1 protein-coding gene is annotated in these 3,710 nt (G+C 54.5%); it reads right to left on the bottom strand.

Annotated features, from left to right (window positions below; all coding sequences use genetic code 11):
* The coding region (locus ACNRUY_RS25955) for an RHS repeat-associated core domain-containing protein (protein ID WP_488114566.1) at positions 1–3,710 on the bottom strand (3,710 nt) is incomplete at both ends.

Here is a 3,710-nt window from a genome sequence, read left to right as displayed (position 1 = left end):
CCAATCGGATCACTCTGAACATATCGCCCAAGCCCAGAGTTATAATCCCTGAAGTAGTTATAATGCAACCCCGTTTCCTGATCAAAATACTGCCCCGGAAATCTCAGGTTGTTCCTCAGTTCACTCTCTGCCCAGACTTCGGTTTCACCAAAGGCGCTTGCCCTGGCTTTCCAGGTCACTTTGCCGTTTCTTCGAAAGGCTTTCTGGGGGGTGCCCAGTTGGTCGTTGATGTAGAAGTGCACCTGGTTATCCGCGGTGCGGGTAAACAGTGGGTCGGTCATCCAGACGCTGTTGGGTTTCCAGCCGTACTCCTGAATGAGCTGCCCAGTGTCGTCGTATTCACCCACCATGCCTTCCTGATTGTAGAGGTAGTGAATGGTGGTATTTTCTTCAGGCAGGGCTTTTGTTGTTCGCTGCCCCAACGGGTTGTACTGATAACGGGCGATGGTGATGTTGTTCTTTCTGACTTCAATCAGGCGCTCTTCGCTGTTGTAGCTGAATTCCCAGAGTGGAATTTCCCCGGTAGGATCGACGGTTATCTGGCCATTCTCGTCTTTTTTGCCGCTTTTGCTCAGGTGGCCGTTTTTGTTGTATTCATAGCCGATACCATTCTGTTCGGTCAGCTGGTTAAAGGTGTTGTACTTCCAGATATCGGGTGCCAGGTCATCCTTGTTCGTCTTTTGATCCAGCCGGTTGCCCACGCCGTCATAGGCGTAGGCCTCATTGATTCTGGGTGTGATTTCTTCAAAATCATTGATCCCATTGGCGGTGTAGCGGGCGGCAATCAAACGGTAGAGGTTGTCGTAGCTGTATTCAGCCATCTCCCTGGTGTGCTGGATTCGGGTGATATTGCTTTCGCTGTCGTATTGCCAGAGCTGCTGACTCATCAGGTGCTGAGCCGGGTCGGACACTTCCTTGCTGTGCAGGCGCATCAGGCCATCCACAGTGGTGACCACCTGATTATTGCCGGGGTAGCTGATGTTTTGTGGCACCAGCCACTGGTAGTTGTTGTAGTTGATGCGGCCCTGTCCGGGGATGGCGACACTGTAGAGCTGGTTGTTGCTGTTGTAGTAATAGGTGTAGGTTTCCCCTTCGGGGCTGGTGTAGGTTTTTTTCAGGCCGTTTTTGTAATAGCTGTAGCCATAGGTTTTGCTGAATTCGTTCGTCAACCCCTTGTTAAAGGTGGTGGTGACCTCGGTCAATCGGTTCAGGTTGTTGTAGGTGTATTGGGATTCTGTTGATCCATCGGCATAACCGGCAAACTGGTTGGTGGCGGTGTACTGATAATGGACCGTTTTTTCCGGCTGGTTGTTTTGTTGCCGGGTTGCACTGGTAAAATAGATCGCGGTTTGCAGTCGGTTGGCGGCGTCGTAGGTGTATTGGGTGATCTCGCCGTTGGGGGTGGTGATGCCGGTCAGATTGCCATTGTCGTCGTAACGGTAGGTGCGGCGAGTGTCTGCCAGGTCATCTTTGCCTACCTTGATCTCTGCCGTCACGTCGTCTCGAAGGTTGTATTCAAACCGGGTTTCCCGACCTTCCGGGTCGATCACGCTGATCAGGTTATCCCGATGATCGTAACCGTATCGGGTGATGCCTCCTGCGGCATCGGTCAGGGCCACCAAACGGTTCAGGGCATCGTACTGATACTGGTCGTTATTGCCGTTGGCATCGGTTCTTTGTTTCAGTTCACTGTCGATGGTGTACTGGAATTGGCGCTGAATGACGTTTGGTTGCCCCTGGTGCTGGTAGGTCTGCTGCTCTTTAACCGTGCGATTGCGGTTGTCGTAGGTGTAGGTTTCTTCGTAGGTGGGGTAGCTGACCCTCTCCAGGCGATCAATGTCGTACTGGTAGCGGGTGGTGTTGTCGCTGCCATCGGTCAGGGAGTGGATTCGCCCCCAGTCGTCGTAGCTGCGCAGATAACGTTTTTTCTCCCCATCCACCACCTGTACCAGACGGTTGGCTTTATCGTAGGTAAATTCAGTACGGGCGCTGGCGGCATCGACAATGGCCAGGGGTAAGCCGGAGGCGTTATTTTCCAGGGTGGTTATGGCATTGTCTGGGGTTTTGATGGTGTTGACCCGGCCAGCTTTGTCGTAGGTAAAAGTGACGGTTTGCTCCAGAGGGTCGGTGAGGGTCAGAACATTGCCGACGGCATCGTAGGTGGCGGTCCACGGATGACCAAGGGGATCAATGACGGTTCGCGGGTTGCCCAGGGCATCAAAGTTTTTCAGTTGAGTGCTCTTGCCCAGGGCATCGGTCTGCCGGGCGGGGTTCCCAAAATCGTCGTATTCGGTGGCTTGAGTGGCATCCCCGGGAGCGGTCGTACGGGTGGGGTGCCCATAGGGGGTGTAACCATAGAGGGTGGTGCGGGCCAGCTCTGTGCCGGCTGCCTCCGTCATGGTGAGCCGGTTGCCCTTGCTGTCGTAGGTGTACGTGGTTTTTACGCCCGATTCATTGATGAACTCTACAGGGCGATTCAGGGAGTTGTACCGGGTGCTGGTCACGGTACCGTCGGGGTGCTCTGTCTTGAGCACATTGCCCAACCGGTCGTAATGGAACCGGGTGCGATTGCCATGGGCGTCGGTCACCACCCGTTCCCTGATATAGGGCTGCCCCTGGTCGCTGGATTGTTTGGATAAGGAGCCAATCACCGCAGCGCTTCGGGTTTTCAGAATCCGGTTATGGAGCCCGACCACCCGATTGACATCACTGGACCCATCGGACACCGTGACCGTTGCGGTGGTGACTGTTTCACCGTTGATGGCTCGACGGTTTATCTGCCCGAGCCGGTTGTACCAGGTTTCGATGACTTTTCCCGTGCTGTCTTCCTGGCGAACGTAGTGTTCATCCTTGCGGCTATCAAACCGGTAGCTGTATTTTTTGCCGACACCCTCACCATTGCTGTAACTTCTCAGGGAACCGTTGGTGTCAATTTCAAAGGTGGTGCGTTCCTGCTCCGGATTGGTAAAGCCGGTAAAGGCGGAGCGGCCATTGCCTTCATAGTGAAGAAGCCAGTGGTGGCCAAGGACATCGGTTATTCGGGCCAGTTGATTGTCACTGTTGTAATGGTAGGAAACCTGGCGCCCCGTGTAGTCCGTGACGGACTTGATGCGATGGCCTGAGGTGGCTGTACCGTCGACGGTGGCTGTGTAGTTCTCCCATTCATAGGTAATAACGGCTCGGTCACCGGGTTCGACCAGGCTGACAATCAGGCCGTCATCATTTCGCACCAGTCGTATACCGGTACCGTTTGGTCCGGCATAGGCCACCATGCGACCAAATTTATCGTAGTCAAGGGTGTAGCCCAGTTTGTTTTTCCACTGGAAGCCGTCAATACCCCGGTTTCGGGCGGTAATGATGCGTTTGGGCAGATTCTGGAAGGTGGGGTTATCCAGGTCACCGGACTGCCGCAGGTAGGTGAATCCATTTCGGGTTATGGCGTAAGGGCGCTGGCGTAATGGATCTTCAACCGGGTTACCATTTTCATCCACGGCAGGAGCAGTAATGTCCAGGGAGGCCCAGTTGCGGTTCCAGACCCACTGGCCGTTGTGCCACTGCCGCTTGATCTCCACCGGTCCGGCCAGGGTCTGAACCCGGAGGTCTACAAAAGTGTCACTGAACTCACCGGTATCGTAGGAGGGTGTAGCCTGACGCCACTCGATCCCTTCGACGGCAAAAACCACATTGCTGAATACCAGAAGTACACTGAC

The organism is Endozoicomonas sp. Z74, from assembly GCF_057680865.1.
This window is presented reverse-complemented; position numbering and strand designations above follow the sequence as displayed.